Below are 16332 nucleotides of genomic sequence, written 5' to 3' on the forward strand. Positions count from 1 at the left end.
AATGCTATTTTCCAATTCCTTGCACGCTTTCCACCAAATTGGCTAACTGTGATACTACGCGGTCGCCAATATCAGCGTTATCACCACCTAATGCTTTATTACGCATAAAGTCTTTCTTGATTTGTGCCCAACGAATAGCGTCTTTTTCAGTTAATTTTTCACGTAGTTCAGCGAGTTTTAATAAATTTTCTTCAGCACCGGTTGTCAGTAATTGAGCTTCGCCAAGGTAATGATCGTCGAGTAAGCGTTCAATTTCTTCATCATTCATTACCGCAGACACTTTCTCACTTAACTTATTCATATTGCGGTAACTGCCTTGCAAACGGAATGCGGGCTCTGTGCGATATTTATCTGATTGTGCCGCACTGGCGATATATTGCTGATTTACTTTTAAAATGACATTGCGTAGCGTAATTAAGTGCTTAAGCACCATCACAATTTCATTAATTTCAGCATCAGAATAAGGGTAACTTAATGTATTGGTAGAGATAGATTTACCCATTGCCTTATCCACTAAAATATAGAGATCGTTAAGGTCACGCAGTGCAAGTGGTGCTAAGACGGAATTTGAGGTTAAGCTATTTTCGATATAACTCAGTGCAAAGGCATCATCCATGCCTCCTAACACTTCACCTAAGTTATAAATGTCAGCTCGGTTCGCCAACATATCAGGAATTCGGAATACTTCCCCTGATTCAGTATAAGGGTTACCTGCCATCACCACACAGAATTTTTTGCCCCGCATATCATAGGTTTTGGTTTTACCTTTCCAGACACCTTCAATACGACGAGTTCCATCACAAAGCGAAATAAACTTTTGTAAAAATTCAGGGTGAGTATGCTGAATATCATCTACATACAGCATAACGTTATTCCCCATTTCCAGTGCTAGGTTCAGTTTTTCAAGCTCTTGTCTTGCGGTTGCATTGGGTGCTTGCTCTGGATCAAGTGATAACACGTTATGCCCTAATGCTGGGCCATTGATTTTCATAAAAATCAGCCCCAGACGTGCTGCGGCATACTCCATTAAGGTGGTTTTACCGTAACCAGGAGGTGAGATCATCAGTAATAAACCCATCAAGTCGGTTCGCTTACCTTCACCTAATGCACCAATTTGTTTTGCCATATTGTCGCCAATAAGAGGCAAATAAACATCATTAATTAGCTTGTTGCGGACAAATGAGCTTAATGGTTTAGCTTTAAATTCATGCAGTTTTAAACGTTCACGTTCATCACTGACTATTTTTTGGCGTAATGTAAGATACTGACGGAATGCAGGAATAAAGTTCTTTCTTTGTCCGCGCATGCGACTGAAATAGTCATCTAAACTGAGCGATAAAGCTTGGTTTTTAATGGTTGGGTGGGCGCCTAATAACCCCGTTACCGTAAAGTATAAATCGGCTTCACTATAACGTGCTGACGCCACTTTATCTAAAATAATAATGGCAATGGCACCTGGAATATAAGGGGCAAGATCAGCATAGTCAGGTAAAGAGCATAACCCTTGCAACCAATTGTGAATAAGCGCCCAACGCTGTGCGTATCGTGTTCCTAAATTCTGTTGTGAACGATTAAAATCTATCCACATATGGGCGTCTTCTAATCGACTTTGCAGTGCAATGACTAATTCTTTAGCATATTTGCTATAAACCAGCTCGATTGGCGTTCTGGCTAAAGCAAAGCTTAAATATTCAGAAGCTTGTATCGGAATATAGTGTTCGCACTCAATCGGATTATCATGAAGGAATAAGCGAATATCCGCTTCTATTTCAGCTTGCAAATCGGTTAACGCATCGTCGGTATGGAACAATTGCTGAATATTCAGTGCAGTTCGCGCACGTTCAGGCCATAGGGCAGGATATGGCTCATTTTGTTTGGTTTCCCAAAATAACGCAGCAACTGCACGAGCGGTTGGGTTATAACGCAGAAGATCAGCACTTTCACCTGTAGGGATCAGCTTTTTCAGAATGGCGATCGCGTCGTGATCGTGGATCCCTTTTTCATAGCCTTCTTTATAACGCGGCGTTGCAAAATCACGCACGAGTTTTTCAAGCTTTTCAGGAAGAGTGAGTGCTTCTTTTAGCGTTTCGTAATCAAGACCATCTTGGCGTTTTGCCGCCGCATAAATAATGGAATAAGCGAGGTACTCTGCACGATAAACGGTGTCCGATTCAGACTCAAGTGAGGCATTCCAATAAGGTTGTAATTGAGCAAGCTCTGCATTTTCAATCGGCTCTTGGTAATCTGTTCCTGTCAGGTATAACCAGAGCTTGTCTTCTTTAGGTAAGATAGTGAGATCAAGCTCTTGTGTATTGACACTAAAACGATGGCGAGGCCCTAATTTAATGATATTGCCGTCATCTTCAAAAATATCTGTTTTATCTCGCAGAATACGAACAGCCTGATCACGAGAAGATTTTAGGCGGGCATCGATATCATCAGCTTTGACGTTATCATTGATTTCTCTTAATTTTTCAATGATTTCGCGTGTTTTTAGCGATAGAGGATCAGAGGCAAAAAAGGCATTTAGTTCATCTTGTGACTGTAGACGAGATGTGCGGCGCTGAAGATTTTCTAGCAAGCGTTCCGCGGCTGTTAATAAACTGTGTGAACGACGTTGGCGATCATCAAGAAGCGCTTGTTTATGTGATTCAAAGGTTTCAACTAACTCTTCGCGCTTTGCAAGAATGTCATCAAGAAATTCATCGTGATGACTAAATTGACTTTCGAGTTCTTCTAATTGAAGCAGTAAACGTGAGAGCTGATCATCACAGCGCTCAGGCGTTGTTGCCAGAGATAATGCATTGGTGATCCCTTGGCTAAATAAGCGAAATTGAGCACCAAATTGAGCCACGCTTTCGACACTACTTTGTGATTTTCGTTTTTGTTGTAGTCGGGCGTGAGATTGGTTGAGTTGCGCATAGATTTGTGAGATTGCATCGATAATGTGCGTTTGTTGGGTAACGTCTTGGAACGTCAACGATGCCATTAAGTTAGAGAGCATGTCCAAATCAGCAGACATTTTTTCCATGTCATTCATGGGAAGATCTAATTGTGCGCTATTTTGGGCTTTCTCGATAACGTCAGCAAAGGTAATTAACTGAGATTTAAAGGGTTGTAATGCTTTATCACTAGCAAGAAAGAGCGCAGTTGCTTGTGAAACACGTTGCTGATTTTCTGTAATTTCCGTTTCCATCGCACTAAGCTGGGTTAAATCCATATAACGAAATTCACGCAAGGAAATCAGATGTCCACGATGGGCATTGAGTGAATTTAAACTATCAACAAATTGTTGTATATCAGTCCAGCTATCAGGCAGTGTTAAGGCGAGGAGTGATTTTTGACGATTAACCGCTTCAAGCATTGATTTTGCAGATTGCTGGCGAATACTTTCTACTTTTTCGTATTCATCAAGCACTAATTCACTGGTTTGAGCAATCTCTTTCAGTAGCTTACCAATACCTAAGCAATGCTCATCATTAAACCAATAATAGAGGTCTAATAAATTTTTGGGTTGTAAACTCAGTTGTTCATAACGAGCAATTGAAATTTGGTTACCTTCAATTTCTTTTGCTACATGCAAAATTTCAGAAATACCACGTACTAAATCAGCATTACCAATACGACCATAAAAACCGTTACGAGTTGGTTGTTTGTCTGCGAATTCTTCAGAATAGAAGGGAGTTTGCCAAACTTGCATTGGATGAACGCGCGTAGCCTCTTCTCCTTCACCTTCAAACAGCACCATTTTACCGTCTTCTAACAGTGCATAACCATGTCCCACTAAAGGCACTGCCAGTTTACGCTCTATCATATTGTAATTAAAAAGTGCGAGGCGGCCTTGTGAGGGGGAATAAAAGACGTATAGCACGTCTTCGCCATTGGGTGAGCGACGTAGGCGACGGAAATACATTCCTTCCATCGGTTGATCAAAGGTTTTATATTCACCATTTTGTAGGTAGTAACCACCTGGAAAAATGATACCGTGATCTTCAGGTAATTGAACGCAGGCTTGCCCAATAGCATCAATACGTTGTACGGTTTGCGTTAAAATGTTGTAGACCAAATAACGCCAGTTCTCTTCTCGATACGGTAAGATTTTTAATAGAATTAAACTGCCTGCTTGTGCATATTCAATTTGAGCATCATCAAGCGATTGGTTTTTATCTAATACCACTTCACGATAAATACCTAAGCCATCTTCGGTATTATTTTCACATTTAACCGTTAAATCGCCTCCCGTTGTTTCAACGAAAACAGTATCAAGAATATTGATATGGGGAAAACGACCATTGACGGTATTCTCTCGTTGAGTTTTTGTCCATTCAAAATCGTAAGCAGGAGGAAGGGCAATATCACGTTCACCTCGATTATCAATATAATCAATGCGTTGTTTATCGCTAGAGATCGCCCAACGAAAAACACGGACATCAGTAATGCGTGCACCAATTTGAAAACTGGCAAGTAGCTTTCCATCGCGCTCAACAAGTTGTAGAAGTTGTGTGTTCTTGTAGTAAGTATAAAGCTCAGTAAAATCTTGAATAAAGCGATTATCGTTTAAAAAAGTCTCTTCATACGGGACGGCTTCAACATCAAACTCCCCCTCATGCTCAGTTAAACGATAAAGTGAAAAGACATCCTCAAGATGAATTTCACGTTTTAATCCAAGGAAAACGTTATAGCCAAACAGTAGCCATTCGCCAACACGAACAATGTCTCTGGCTTGACAGTTATTCTCGGTACGAATGCGAATACGACCAATAATATCCATTTGGCTTTGACCAAATTCATCTAAGCGATGCTGATTAAGATCAGTGGCTTTTTGATGAAGTTGTTGGCCTTGCTCAGTAAGGCGTTTGCGTAAGATTTCATACGCGCCACCTTGTGCAACGGCGCTATCGAGTATTTCCTGCTCGCGATTCGTATCCAGAATTTCAGACATGGTATAACGGATTTCCTTGGCTTAAACGATAAAACATAATCGAAAAGACACAGAGGTTTGCTCTATGTCTTTTCACCTCTTTAACGTGGATTATTCTTCTCTAGAGGCATCTGATTTTGTTGTCACTTCTTTAATCAACTGACCCGCCCCCTTTGTTGCCATAAATCCATTAATTAAATCTTGGATTTCTGGATTTTTTAATAAAGAAGCGACATCGAGTTTTTTATCTTGCTGAGTACGGTTAATCAGCTTTTCAACGTTCTCTTTGGCAAAGCTACTTTTATCCATAAAGCCATCGACTGCTTTACCTAAACTTAATGCTTTAGAGAAAGTATTAAAGAAGCTGCCATCACCGCCCACAATTTCAATATTGGTTTTGCTTAACGCAGCTGCCAATACATCGGCTTGTTCGCGTGCAATTTCTTTATTGGCTTCAATAGAAGCCATAGCCTGCTCAAATTGTTTTTCAAGTTGCATACGGAACTCTTCATGTGAACGCGCCGTATCGCTAAGGTGATCCATTGATTTAAATTTATCGGTTAAACCATCTGCTTCTGCTTTCAGGCGTTGGCGAATAACTTCGGCTTGTGCTGCACCTAATTGGCCTTCACCTCGTGCTTGTGCCGCCAGTTTTTCTTCAAGAATTTTCGCATCCGCTAATCCTAGTTTCTCTTTTGCATTGGCTTGTTGTTCTTCACCACGTGCTTGCGCTGCGAGTTTTTCTTCTAAAATTTTGGCTTCTGCAAGACCTTGTTGTTGTTGTGCTTGCGCTTTTGCTTCCATGACTTGGGCTTCAGTTAAGCCTTTTTCTTTTAAGCCTCGAGCTTCAGCTAATAGTTTTTCAGCAGTAACATTGGCAAACACAAGGCCTTCTTTCTCTTCAGCCTCGGCGGTGGCTTGACGTACTCGGGCTTCAGCAAGACCTAATGCGGCGTGTTCAGCCTCGATACCTTCTGCTAAGCGTTTCTTGGCTTCAGCTTGCTTAACGGAGGCTTCAAGTTCTGCTTTTGCCATCGTGCTGATTTCTTCTGCTTTATGCTTTGCACTGGCTTCATCTGCTTCTGCTTTTTTCACTTGGCGCACTAATGATTCTTCAGCTTCAGCTTGTGCATTAATGATAGTGACTTGTTTCATACGATCCGCTTCGGATATTTCACGGACTTCTTTAATGCGCTCTTCTTCTTGTGCTACGGTTTTTTCTACAGCCACGCGCTCGCGGATCACATTTGAGATATTTTTACGCTCTTCTTCTAACGCTTTTTCTTTCTCGATCCGTTGTAATTCAACTTCACGTTCGCGAGCAACAATTTCTAATTCACGAGCACGATTAACACGCTCTTGTTCAATCGTAACTGCTCGGGTGCGATTTTGTTGTGCAACTTCCACTTCTCGCATACGATTTTCTTCGCGAATTTCAATTTCTTGTTGGGTTTGAATACGTGCTTGTTCCGCTTTAAGACGCTCTTCTTCTTGAACTCGTAAGGTTTCTGATGTTTCACGTGAGCGAATATTATCAATTTCACGTTTTTGACGTGCTTCAGCGTCCGCTTGTTGACGTTCTAAAGCCAGACTTGCCTCTCGTGTTTCAACGTTTTTCTTCTGGATAGCAAGTTCTTGGTCGCGCTCTTTTTGGTTGGTTTCAATATTATGGATTGCGGTAATTTCCGTAATTTTGCGGATACCTTCAGAGTCAAAAATATTGTTTGGATCAAGGGCTGATTTGGGTGTCTGTTCTAAATAGTCGATAGCGACGTCTTCTAATGCATAACCATTAAGATCTTTGCCAATGACATCCACAATGCGATCACGGAAATTTTGGCGATCTTCAAAGAGTTTTGATAATTCAAACTGTTTACCTACCGTTTTTAATGCTTCAGAAAATTTAGCACTAAAAAGGGTACTAACAGCTTGATGATCAGAGGCTCTATCAACACCAATGGCTTTCGCTACTTTTAATACATCTTCCGTGGTTTCATTAACACGTAGATAAAACGCAACGGTAATATCCGCCCGTAAATTGTCGTGACAAATCAGACCATCTTTACCGCGGCGATCAACCTCTAACGTTAAAAGAGAAATACGCATAAACTCTTTTTTGTAGATAACAGGATAAACTAATGCCCCCGTAAAATGGACTTTAGGTTGTGATGACATGTCGTTGACAATTAAGGCTGTACCTTGTGGCACCTTAATATAAAAAGCTTTAAATAATCCAAACAACCCTAAAATAATTAGAATTGCAAAGCCAACGATAGTTAAGAAAGGCATAACGAAAGCCAAATCCATACTTTTTTCTCCATAGGTTCAGACGATACCGTCATTTTTAATCGTGTTTGTCTGTTAACTAAATTGCATTTCATCCAATGTGGATACTAGCGATGAAATTCATCTTCCGTTACGACTTGATAACTGTGAGTTGATGCATCATAACTGATAATAATAACGCTATCTCCTCGTTTAATATTTTCTGTTGCAGGCGCTCTGATTTGTAAAATTAACCCCGCGCCTCCATCTTCTAAAATTGCCTCACCATTATTTTCGGTTACATTCGCTGAACGAACGGCGGCTAATTTACCTACCAATTGATGCACTGATTTAGGTTGGTTGTGAGACATTAATTTTTTACGAATCGGTTTTAAACATACCGCAGTAAGATTAAGAGAAATAAAAGAAATAATAATAAAGGCAACAAAACCAATTAAATAACGAATTAAATTCGTTTCAATAGCGCTGATAATCCAATAGTGAGTAAAGTAACTGATAAACCAACCAATAAGGGTGAAGAACGTTAAAATAATCGTGATAGGAATACCTGCTAGTCCTAATTTGGTTAGCCATCCAGCAAGGCCTGTTGCGTCTACATTGATATCTAATTCACTGTCAATATTAAATAAATCGATATCTAATAATCCAAAAGCTGCACATAGCCAATAAAAAAAGATAATAATAAGGAGTGCGCTAAAAATAATGCTGGGAAAAGCTAGGCTATTTTGGAAAAACAGATTCATAGAGAATTCTCTTAATTTAAGGAGATGGTAATATTATTATCATATTAATATCTCTTATCATACTTCAATACGTTGAAAAAGCATGTAGTTATAATCACATTCTATATTTATTTTGTTTTTTTATAGGGTTTAATATAACTGATTTAGATAATGATAAATAATATTCAGTATTATTGCGTATAAAATCAGATCATTCTCTAAATTAATAATAAAAACATTTTCATCTATTACATATCATTTCTTATTAAGTGAATAAGTGTTTTGTTATAAAAAATAGAAATTTATTAAATAAAAACGCTATAACATTAAAAAAACGACACTAATTGTGTTGTGTATTCCGTGTAGCACTATCGGCGCGATTAATGAGCGAGTTCCTATTCTGATTTGGCAAAACACAACACCCACAATAAATATAAGGATAAACGTCGTGATTGACTCATATTGAGTGTGCATCGCTGCAAATAGGAGTGAGGAGAGAATAATAGCAATCCATTTACCTACATTGCCATACCACATACCTGCATTTAATAGAAAACCTCTAAAAATGACTTCTTCAGTCATTGGAGCAATAAAGATAACTGAGAGTGCAAATAAGAAGAAGGCAAAACCTGTGATAGATTCGATTTCTGTAACCCATGAATCATCTTCAGAGCCTAAAAATAGACTAATAAAATATAATCCCAATAAAGCTAAAAAGGGGGCTTTTAGTGTATTCCATTGAAGGCGACCTAACGGCATTAATTTAATATGTTTTTGATAGGCAAACCAAATAATCAAGCAGTAGGGAAGGTAAATAAAAAAGCTGACCAATGAGATGATATAAGGCGATTGAAATAGTGCGACAGGAGAGGGAGTCAGTAATAGACTAAAAGAGGAGAAAAAATAACCTATAAAGGCAAGTATGCAGATAAAGGAGTGGTAGACTCGGTCTTTGGGAAATTCCATTTTTGTTAATCCTTGGGGGATAAATCATGCTGTTTAGAGCGATATTATAAGAAACAGAGTTTAGATATTAATTATATCTAATGAAAATGATATTACTCTACTTTAATACTTAAAAAAGTAAGTAATAGATAATGAGAGGCAAAAGAAGAATTAAAAACAATAAGATAAATTTATTTTAATGATTAAGATGAAAATTAATAATTATAAAATATATTATATATTCTATTTTTTTCAAAAAATGATAACGTTATTCACCAATGTCCACTTTCCCTAAAAAAACAGCTAGGATATTGAGTGAAATATTTTTGATCTGCTAGAAAGCAAAAAACCAGCCCTAAGGCTGGTTTTTCTAAAGATGGTGCCCGAACTCGGAATCGAACCAAGGACACGGGGATTTTCAATCCCCTGCTCTACCGACTGAGCTATTCGGGCTAACGAGGCGCATTAAACCGTATTCAGCGTGATGCGTCAACGTCTTTTTAATAAAAAATGCAAAAATAAGTTCGTTTGCTTTCTTTTTATTCTATTCGAGTTTAAATTTTCATCATGAGCAATTTTTTAGTAAAAAATGCTTACATAACAGTCAGTAAAGATATTCACTTTTCTGCATATCAAAGAGAAAACTTTCTCTTTTTTTGATGATTAAATTTGTTTTTTGTTACTCAACAGATAGAAATTGGGTATAAGCAAAAAAACAGATCATTTTTCTCGTTTTCCAACACCCAAAACTAACTTAACGCACCATTTTTACGGCATTGAGCAATCTTAAGAATATCCTCTGCCAATAATTTTGCTGTAGTAATATCATCAGCGTGGTGATTCACCATTAAACGACTTAAACAGCCTTCTAAGATGAGTTCCATCTGTTTGGCGACTAACTCACTGTCTTCAATATTCAACTCGCGTAGTAGCGTTTTAGAGTAATCAAATGAACTTTGTTTTTGGCGTTGGCTTAATTGGTGGATTTGAGAGTGCTCATCAGGATATGCGCTACAAGCTGCTACGAATAGACAACCGGGAAAACGGTTTTTCTCTAAACGCATCGTCAGTTGATCATAACGAGCCAGTAGTTTTTGTTCGATAGTCAGTTCTTCATCTAGCATGACTTGGCGTTGCCAAATATCAATTTGCTGTCCGTGGTGGCGAAGACAATCAAAAATCAATGCGTCTCTATCAGGCCAGAAGGGATGAAGGTCAGGTTCATTGATACCTGAATGTTGAAGAAGCTCCGGTAAAGTTGCGGCTAAGCCGCATTGCTCTAGCTGGATAAGTACGTGGTCTAATAATGCTTCACGTTGCACGGAAATCTCCTTAAATCACGTTGTCGCGAAAACACCATAATTAGCAGACTTTAGCTAAAAATGAAAGCAGGAGACAACAAGCCAAAATGAAAATACCCCATCTGATGACGGGGTATTTTCTTATTTTTATTTCTTATAAGCGCTAGGCGCTTTTTTGCAATGTTTTAATTTTTTACTTCAAACTACAAAATCATACTGCCGAAGAGGAAACCAAATCCGACAGCTAATACCACACCAATAGTACCTGGGATAAAGAATGGGTGGTTGAAGACTAATTTACCAATACGTGTTGTACCAGTGTCATCCATTTGAACGGCTGCAACTAGTGTTGGGTAAGTTGGCAGAATGAACAGACCAGAAACCGCAGAGAAAGAAGCAATAGCCGTTAATGGTGTTACACCTAAAGCTAAAGCCATTGGCATTAACGCTTTTGCTGTTGCTGCTTGAGAATATAACAGTGCAGAACAGAAGAAGAAGATAACGGCTAATAACCAAGGATGACCAGTGATTAAATCACCTGCAGTCAGTTTGATCCAATCGATGTTGCTTGATACGAAAGTATCACCTAACCATGCCACACCCAGAATACAGATACATGCACTCATACCTGCTTTAAAAGTACTTGAGTTAAGGATAGTGTCAGTTTTAACTTTACAGAAAACAGTGATAAGTGTTGCAACACTCAGCATGATGATAAGAATAGCGTTAGTGGTGTTCATTAACGGTTCTTTCACGATGCCTAAGCTTGGGCTGTTGATGATTGCATAAGTAACAACACAGACAACACCCAGTAAGAACAGCATTACGGATGATTTCGCACCTGGTAATGTTTTGCTACGTTCTTGGCTACCACGTAATTCAACCAGACCTTGTTCTAAACGCTCACGATAAACGGCATCATCTGACAGTTTTGAGTTAAATACCCAAGACACGATGAATGACATCAGAATGATAGCAAGGAAAGTTGCTGGTAATAAGATAGACAGCAGAGTGATATAGCTTACTGTGTTACCTTCACCAACCATTGCTGGGTTTTCCATGACAGATGCCATGTAAACAACCGCAGCAGAGATAGGTGATGCAGTAATACCGATTTGAGCTGCAACAACACCAGTTGATAAAGGACGACAAGGTTTGATGCCCTGTTCTTTGGCAACTTCAGCGATAACTGGCAGTGTTGCTAAAGAGATGTTCCCTGTACCTGCAAATAGAGTTAAGAAATAAGTCACAATAGGCGCAAGAATTGTGATGTATTTTGGATTACGTCTTAACAGTTTTTCAGTTTGGCCAACAAGGTAATCCAAACCACCAGCAACCTGCATTGCAGAGATTGCGGCAATAACAGCCATAATGATGGAGATAACATCAAAAGGGATTGATCCCGGTTTAACACCGATAGCAGCTAAAACTAAAACCCCTAAACCACCGGCAAACCCGATACCAATTCCCCCAAGTCTCGCACCGAGGAAAATGGCCAGCAGAACGATAATCAATTCTACGGCTAACATAGCGTTTACTCCTTGAGATAATTAAAAAAATGAGAAAAATAAGTTAAATTTTTGTTTTTACAATCAAGTAAAAAGGCACGTCCCTGAAAGAGTCCGTGCCTTGTGTTTTTAAGCGCTCATTCTTATGTTTAACAGTGTCATGTTATAAAACACAATTATTAATCATCGAAGCGTTTTGCTTTGTAAGCCGGGTTTTTTAAATTCTCAACAGAGAAGATATCATCCAGTTGTTCTTCGGTTAATAAACCACGTTCTAGAACAACTTCACGTACACTCTTACCTGTTTCTGCACAAATCTTACCAACGATATCACCATTATGGTGACCAATGAATGGGTTCAGATAAGTAACGATACCGATTGAATTGAATACGAAGTGTTCACAGATTTCTTTGTTCGCAGTGATACCATCAACACATTTTTCTACTAAGTTACGGCAAGCGTTGCTTAACAGAGAGATTGATTCGAACATTGCTTGACCAATTGCAGGTTCCATTACGTTTAATTGTAATTGACCCGCTTCAGCTGCCATCGTCACGCAGATATCGTTACCGATAACTTTAAAGCAAGCTTGGTTAACAACTTCTGGAATAACTGGGTTTACTTTAGCTGGCATGATTGAAGAACCTGCTTGTAGCTCTGGAAGATTGATTTCTTTCAGTGCTGCACGAGGGCCAGAAGACAGTAAACGTAAGTCATTACAGATTTTAGACATTTTCACAGCTAAGCGTTTTAATGCGCTGTGAACCATCACATAAGCACCACAGTCAGAAGTTGCTTCAATTAAGTCTTCTGCTGGAACACAAGCTAAGCCTGTTACTTCTGCTAATTTTTTAACAGACAGTTCTTGGTAACCCGGCGCAGTATTCAGACCAGTACCGATAGCTGTTGCACCTAAGTTCATTTCTAACAGTAACTCAGCAGTGCGTTTCAGGTTTTTGATTTCTTCTTTCATCAGGATAGAGAAAGCGTGGAATTCTTGACCTAAGGTCATTGGTACAGCATCTTGTAATTGAGTACGACCCATTTTCAGGATATCTTTGAACTCAACTGCTTTTCTATCAAAACCTGCTTTCAGCAGTTCGATAGATTCAGTTAATTTGATAACTGAGTTATAAACTGCCACACGGAAACCACAAGGATAAGCGTCGTTTGTTGATTGGCTCTTATTGACGTGGTCATTTGGGTTCAGGTATTGGTACTCACCTTTTTGGTGACCCATTAATTCCAGACCGATGTTTGCGATAACTTCATTGGTATTCATATTTAATGAAGTACCTGCACCGCCTTGGAATACATCAACTGGGAATTGATCCATGTGTTTACCTGTTTCTAATACTACGTCACAGGCTTTGATAATCGTATCAGCGATTTCACGAGGAATAGTGTGAAGCTCTTTGTTTGCTAATGCAGCAGCTTTTTTCACCATGACCATACCGCGGATGAATTCTGGAACATCATTGATGGTACGATCACTGATGTAGAAGTTTTCAATTGCACGTAAAGTATGGACGCCGTAATAAGCATCAGCAGGAACTTCTCTTTTACCTAACAGGTCTTCTTCGATACGAGTTTTATTTGACATGAGAACCTTCTTATTAAAATTTTAACTGTCTAGTTATGCGCTTGTTAATAAAATATATCGTTAACGGTTAATAATGTAATATAACTTACCGTTTTGCTTGGTACTGACACGATCATATTCGGGTTGTGAACAAATACCTTTAAGCTGGATCACTTTATAAGTAAATAACGTCTAAATATTTTCTTTTTGTGATCTATCTCATGGATATTACAGTTCTACTTCTCTTTTCACTCCCCCTTGAAAAGGAGTGTTAGGCTCCCCATTATTATGTAGATAAACTAAGAAAAAGCGAGTTCGTAAACCATCACCTTAGATGTAGTTCACACTCCTTTCTATTAATAATATGAATCTTTTTTTATAAAAAGGAGAACCACGTGCGTTGGCTCCCATTAATTGTTATCTGTCTTCTTATCTATATAGAAGCTGTTATTTTCGTCAATGTGGCATCTTCTATTGGCGTACTGACAACACTCTTCCTTGTGGTACTGACGTCTTGCGTTGGTGTCTCATTGGTCAAAAATCAGGGCGTAAAAAATATTGCTTCAATGCAACAAAAATTAGCTGTTGGGGAAGTACCTGCTGCGGAAATGGTGAAAAGCGTTTCATTAATACTGGCCGGTATTTTGTTGTTGATCCCAGGCTTTTTTACCGACTTTTTAGGCTTGCTGTTATTACTGCCACCACTGCAAGCATTGTTAGTGACTAAATTGATTTCTCGTATTCGTGTTTATTCAGCCAGTCATAGTCAAAGTGGGTTCTCTTCAAGCCAAAACGGGGCAACGTTTGAAGGTGAGTACCAACGTAAAGAGGATTCACCAAGTAACCAGCTGAATAATAAGGGTGAAGGTCAGGATAATGACCATTTTTCTGACAAAAAATAATTAGCCCAAAGCATAATCAACTAAAAAGGGGAAAATTTGAAAAAAAAATACACTTCTCCCCTTGAAGTTTTACCGGATGCCCCCACCTGTATCGTCATGGTACTGGTTCATCTTAGGCACTGGTATCAACCTTAATCCTGATATGGACTTTTTTATAGGAGCACTATTAATGAAGATTCGTCCATTACATGACCGTGTTATTGTTAAACGTAAAGAAGTCGAAGCTAAATCAGCTGGCGGTATCGTACTTACAGGCTCTGCGGCGGGTAAATCTACGCGTGGCGAGATTTTAGCCGTAGGTCAAGGCCGTATTATGGAAAATGGTGATGTTAAACCATTGGATGTTAAAGTTGGCGATATCGTAATTTTTAACGACGGTTATGGCGTTAAAACAGAAAAAATTGATAACGAAGACGTGCTTATCATGTCTGAAAGTGACATTTTAGCAATTGTAGAAGAATAATTTTTCTCTTTTAAGATCTTCTTAAACTGAACGAATTCAAAGGAAATATACGATGGCAGCTAAAGACGTCAAATTCGGTGTAGATGCTCGTAATAAAATGTTACGTGGTGTTAATGTTCTTGCAGATGCAGTTAAAGTAACTTTAGGCCCTAAAGGTCGTAATGTTGTTTTAGATAAATCTTTCGGCTCACCTGCTATTACTAAAGATGGTGTATCTGTCGCACGTGAAATTGAACTTGAAGATAAATTCGAGAACATGGGTGCGCAGATGGTGAAAGAAGTTGCTTCTAAAGCCAATGATGCGGCTGGTGACGGTACTACAACTGCAACAGTATTAGCACAATCAATCATTGCCGAAGGTTTAAAAGCCGTTGCCGCTGGCATGAACCCAATGGATCTGAAACGTGGTATCGATAAAGCAGTTATTGCTGCAGTCGAAGAACTGAAAAAACTGTCTGTTCCATGTTCAGATACTAAAGCGATTGCTCAGGTTGGTACAATTTCTGCTAACGCTGATGAAACCGTCGGTACTCTGATCGCGCAAGCGATGGATAAAGTAGGTAAAGAAGGTGTTATCACTGTTGAAGAAGGTACTGGCTTAGAAGATGAGCTAGATGTTGTTGAAGGTATGCAGTTTGACCGTGGTTATCTGTCTCCTTACTTCATCAACAAACATGAAACGGGTACAGCAGAATTAGAAAACCCATTCATTCTGTTAGTTGACAAAAAAGTGTCTAACATCCGTGAATTACTGCCTGTTTTAGAAGGTGTTGCTAAAGCGAATAAACCTCTGCTTATCATTGCAGAAGATGTTGAAGGTGAAGCACTAGCAACATTAGTTGTAAACAACATGCGTGGTATCGTGAAAGTTGCTGCAGTTAAAGCACCAGGTTTTGGTGATCGCCGTAAAGCAATGCTGCAAGATATCGCAACGTTAACTAACGGTGCTGTTATTTCTGAAGAAATCGGCATGGAGTTAGAAAAAACGACGTTAGAAGACTTAGGTCAAGCAAAACGTGTTGTTATCAACAAAGATACAACCACTATTATTGATGGTTTAGGTGATCAAGACGCAATCAGTGGTCGTGTAACTCAAATCCGTCAACAAATCGAAGATGCAACTTCAGATTATGACCGTGAAAAATTACAAGAACGCGTTGCTAAATTAGCAGGCGGTGTTGCAGTAATTAAAGTCGGTGCAGCAACTGAAGTTGAAATGAAAGAAAAACGTGCTCGTGTTGATGATGCTCTGCATGCAACTCGCGCAGCAGTTGAAGAAGGTGTTGTTGCCGGTGGTGGTACAGCGCTGGTTCGTGTTGCTAACTCTCTGCGTGAGATGACTGGCGACAACGAAGAACAAACTGTAGGTATCCGTGTTGCATTACGTGCTATGGAATCGCCAATGCGTCAAATCGTTGCTAACGCAGGTGAAGAACCATCTGTTGTTGTAAATAACGTGAAAGCAGGTGAAGGTAACTACGGTTATAACGCTGCAACTGATGCTTACGGCGATATGATTGATATGGGTATCTTAGATCCAACTAAAGTAACGCGTTCTGCACTGCAATTTGCTGCATCTATCGCGGGTCTGATGATCACAACAGAAGCGATGATCACAGATTCACCTAAAGATGACAAAATGGATTTAGGTGGCGCTGGTGGTATGGGCGGCATGGGTGGAATGGGCGGCATGATGTAATT

The 16332-nt window shown here is 39.2% G+C and carries 10 protein-coding genes and 1 tRNA gene; 3 read left to right on the top strand and 8 right to left on the bottom strand.

Annotated features, from left to right (window positions below; all coding sequences use genetic code 11):
- Window positions 1–4: 4 nt before the first annotated feature.
- From INT04_RS07835 to aspA, 8 genes are all read right to left on the bottom strand, one after another.
- Window positions 5–4942 (bottom strand): DNA repair ATPase, encoded by a 4938-nt coding sequence (locus tag INT04_RS07835; protein ID WP_193015593.1) that lies wholly within the window; start codon window positions 4940–4942, stop codon window positions 5–7.
- 90 nt (window positions 4943–5032) lie between these two features.
- The gene (locus tag INT04_RS07840) at window positions 5033–7228 is read right to left on the bottom strand and encodes a hypothetical protein (protein ID WP_193015594.1); all 2196 of its coding nucleotides are present in this window, start codon (window positions 7226–7228) and stop codon (window positions 5033–5035) included.
- Window positions 7229–7314: 86 nt separating this feature from the next.
- Window positions 7315–7950: an OB-fold-containig protein gene (locus tag INT04_RS07845; RefSeq protein ID WP_193015595.1), complete on the bottom strand. Its 636-nt coding sequence runs from the start codon at window positions 7948–7950 to the stop codon at window positions 7315–7317.
- 297 nt (window positions 7951–8247) lie between these two features.
- Window positions 8248–8895 (bottom strand): CPBP family intramembrane glutamic endopeptidase, encoded by a 648-nt coding sequence (locus INT04_RS07850; RefSeq protein ID WP_193015596.1) that lies wholly within the window; start codon window positions 8893–8895, stop codon window positions 8248–8250.
- Between the two features lie 356 nt (window positions 8896–9251).
- Window positions 9252–9327 (bottom strand) — tRNA-Phe (locus INT04_RS07855).
- Between the two features lie 296 nt (window positions 9328–9623).
- On the bottom strand, window positions 9624–10196 hold the full coding sequence (dicD, locus tag INT04_RS07860) for a division control transcriptional repressor DicD (RefSeq protein WP_193015597.1): 573 nt from the start codon (window positions 10194–10196) through the stop codon (window positions 9624–9626).
- Window positions 10197–10378: 182 nt separating this feature from the next.
- On the bottom strand, window positions 10379–11704 hold the full coding sequence (locus INT04_RS07865; protein ID WP_193015598.1) for an anaerobic C4-dicarboxylate transporter: 1326 nt from the start codon (window positions 11702–11704) through the stop codon (window positions 10379–10381).
- 158 nt (window positions 11705–11862) lie between these two features.
- The gene (gene aspA / locus INT04_RS07870; RefSeq protein WP_193015599.1) at window positions 11863–13287 is read right to left on the bottom strand and encodes an aspartate ammonia-lyase; all 1425 of its coding nucleotides are present in this window, start codon (window positions 13285–13287) and stop codon (window positions 11863–11865) included.
- Window positions 13288–13661: 374 nt separating this feature from the next.
- Here aspA and INT04_RS07875 point away from each other — a divergent pair, with 374 nt between their 5' ends.
- The 3 genes from INT04_RS07875 to groL all read left to right on the top strand — a co-directional run bounded on the left by INT04_RS07875 (window position 13662) and on the right by groL (window position 16330).
- On the top strand, window positions 13662–14168 hold the full coding sequence (locus INT04_RS07875; RefSeq protein ID WP_193015600.1) for an FxsA family protein: 507 nt from the start codon (window positions 13662–13664) through the stop codon (window positions 14166–14168).
- 169 nt (window positions 14169–14337) lie between these two features.
- Window positions 14338–14631, top strand: a complete 294-nt coding sequence (locus INT04_RS07880) for a co-chaperone GroES (RefSeq protein ID WP_193015601.1) — start codon at window positions 14338–14340, stop codon at window positions 14629–14631.
- Window positions 14632–14683: 52 nt separating this feature from the next.
- Window positions 14684–16330, top strand: coding sequence for a chaperonin GroEL (gene groL / locus INT04_RS07885; RefSeq protein WP_193015602.1), 1647 nt, complete (start codon window positions 14684–14686; stop codon window positions 16328–16330).
- The last annotated feature ends 2 nt before the right edge of the window (window positions 16331–16332 follow it).

This window comes from Proteus sp. FME41 (assembly GCF_014897315.1).
GTDB lineage: Bacteria > Pseudomonadota > Gammaproteobacteria > Enterobacterales > Enterobacteriaceae > Proteus.

Coding starts and splice junctions, on each gene's coding strand:
- INT04_RS07835 (WP_193015593.1), bottom strand. CDS start 4,942: ATGTCTGAAATTCTGGATACGAATCGCGAGCAGGAAATACTCGATAGC.
- INT04_RS07840 (WP_193015594.1), bottom strand. CDS start 7,228: ATGGATTTGGCTTTCGTTATGCCTTTCTTAACTATCGTTGGCTTTGCA.
- INT04_RS07845 (WP_193015595.1), bottom strand. CDS start 7,950: ATGAATCTGTTTTTCCAAAATAGCCTAGCTTTTCCCAGCATTATTTTT.
- INT04_RS07850 (WP_193015596.1), bottom strand. CDS start 8,895: ATGGAATTTCCCAAAGACCGAGTCTACCACTCCTTTATCTGCATACTT.
- INT04_RS07865 (WP_193015598.1), bottom strand. CDS start 11,704: ATGTTAGCCGTAGAATTGATTATCGTTCTGCTGGCCATTTTCCTCGGT.
- aspA (WP_193015599.1), bottom strand. CDS start 13,287: ATGTCAAATAAAACTCGTATCGAAGAAGACCTGTTAGGTAAAAGAGAA.
- INT04_RS07880 (WP_193015601.1), top strand. CDS start 14,338: ATGAAGATTCGTCCATTACATGACCGTGTTATTGTTAAACGTAAAGAA.
- groL (WP_193015602.1), top strand. CDS start 14,684: ATGGCAGCTAAAGACGTCAAATTCGGTGTAGATGCTCGTAATAAAATG.